2 protein-coding genes are annotated in these 2,014 nt (G+C 50.3%); both read right to left on the reverse strand.

Annotation, left to right across the window (positions count from 1 at the left end; all coding sequences use genetic code 11):
- Window positions 1-135: 135 nt before the first annotated feature.
- Window positions 136-510, reverse strand: a complete 375-nt coding sequence (locus IAG03_RS13960) for a TnpV protein (RefSeq protein WP_249320726.1) — start codon at window positions 508-510, stop codon at window positions 136-138.
- A gap of 18 nt (window positions 511-528) precedes the next feature.
- The coding region (locus tag IAG03_RS13965; protein ID WP_249320728.1) for a DUF4368 domain-containing protein at window positions 529-2,014 on the reverse strand (1,486 nt) is incomplete at its 5' end.

The raw sequence follows: 2,014 nt of genomic DNA on the forward strand, positions 1-2,014 counted from the left end.
ATGTCGCACAGGCGAAGGGCGAGGGCGTCAATCTGACCGTTGGTTTCTGCGTCATAGCTCCTGTGCTGCTGTATTAAGCCGTTTATCAGCACTCGCACCTCATAATCGTCCAGCTTGACATTCATAGCCGTCCTCCTAACAGTAAATCAAATCGTTTGCAACGATTTCCATAGCAGCGCCGCGGATGTTGTTCATCCTCTGCACCCACAGCATTTGATTTTCCGCTTTGAGGGCTTCCGTTACGCCCTCTTTTTCGGAAAGCTGCTTTACCAGCCGAGAAAACATTGCTTCTGCCTGCTCGTTAAGGTCTGCAAGGTAATCGTTCAGCTTGCCGGTGGTCAGCAGCTCGGCATACAAGCTGACCTTGTGCTTGCGGATATACCGCAGGTGCCGCTGTCCCCAAATGCCGATGGGTCTGCCCTCCGGTTCGTCCTCTCCGGCAATCAGGTAGTAATCCCCGACAAGCTCATAGCACAAGCCCGTCCTTTCGTCTGTGATGAATTTTTCCATTGTGTCGTCCTCCTTGAATTATATTGCTTCTCCGGCTTTCTGCCCGGATTGCTTACGGTGATAATAGGCAAGTTGTTTCTGCCTGCGGTTGATTGCTTTGCACTCCTCGGAGCATAGCACCTCCTGACCATTGGACGGCCAGAAGGGCTTGCCGCAAATCTTGCAGACCTTTTGACGAAAGGTGTGCTCGCCCTTTTCGGCAAAGCGTTTCTTCTCTTTTTCTGCCTGCTGATGGGCTTTTGTACAGTCAGTATTGCAAAATCTCTGCCTTGTGCTGTTCGGATAAAACTCTTTTCCGCATTGTTCGCACACACGCTTCGGGTACTTATGACCGTCATTCGCCGCCCAGCGTTCCGCCTTTGCTTTGGCTTGATGTGCAACATTGCTCTCACGCTGCCGGTTCTTCTTGCGCTTGGCTTTTTCCGCCGCTTCTTGCTCGGCTTTTTGTCTTGCTTCGGCAATTTCCTTTTCGGAAAGCGGGAGGTCAAACTGCCCGATGAAGTTATAGTAGATGTCCACCTGCTGCTGTCGGTTCGGCTTCTTGTCTATGGCTTCGTGAACAACAATTTTATCAATTAGTTCACACGCCATCTCTTTCGTCAGCTTCGTGGGCTGCTTATACTTCTTGATGAGCCTGATAAACCGCCCGATATGAGCAGAGGACGCTTTCGTTTGCTCCAGCTTCTCCTGAATTTCCGACACTTGGCTCTCAAGACCGTCCTGTTCAGTCGAGTATTTCTTCATCAGGGACTTGTACTGCTTTTCGGGCAGCAGACCTGAAATGAAATTCTCATAAAGGCTTCCAATCAGGCGGTCAAGCTCGTTCAGTCTGCGATTGATTGTCTGAAGTTCATCCTTTTGCTTTTGCGGTTTACCGTTCGCCTGTGCTTCCCATTTGCTTTTCAATTCTTCGGCAAAGCCACGCTCATCTGCGATAATGTGGCTTGAAAGGCGTTGGATAGAGCGCAGTACCAACTGGTAAAGGACTTTATCGCTGATGTGATGAATGGTGCAGTTCACGGTTCTGTTCCCGTAGCTGCTGCATCGGAACGAGTGATAGGGTTCTCCGCTTTTGTAGTAATTCGTCTGATAGGACATCTTACTGCCGCAATCAGCGCAATACACAAGACCAGGCAGTAAGCATTCCTCTTGGTGCGTCCCTTCCTTTATACGGCGTGTAGCGTGTTTCAATCTTCTGTGCGCCTGCTCCCAAAGCTCGCTGTCAACGATAGGCTCGTGGGTGTCCTCAAACACAAGGCGTTCCTCATCGGTGGCAAAGCGGCGTTCATCGGTCTTAAAATTCGTTCCGATGGTCTTTCTCAGCACAGTATGACCGAGATATTCCTGTCGGCTTAAAATCTCTCTTACCGTGTTTGCGTTCCAGTTTGTGCAGCCGTACTCCGCTTTTCGGTTGCATTGTTCGGGGTGATATTGGAGGGTGTACGCCGATGGGATAAGCACCTTTTCCTCCGTTAGCTGTCTTGCGATTGCCGGAGGTGTCAAG

The organism is Yeguia hominis (assembly GCF_014384705.1).
Lineage (GTDB): Bacteria > Bacillota > Clostridia > Oscillospirales > Acutalibacteraceae > Yeguia > Yeguia hominis.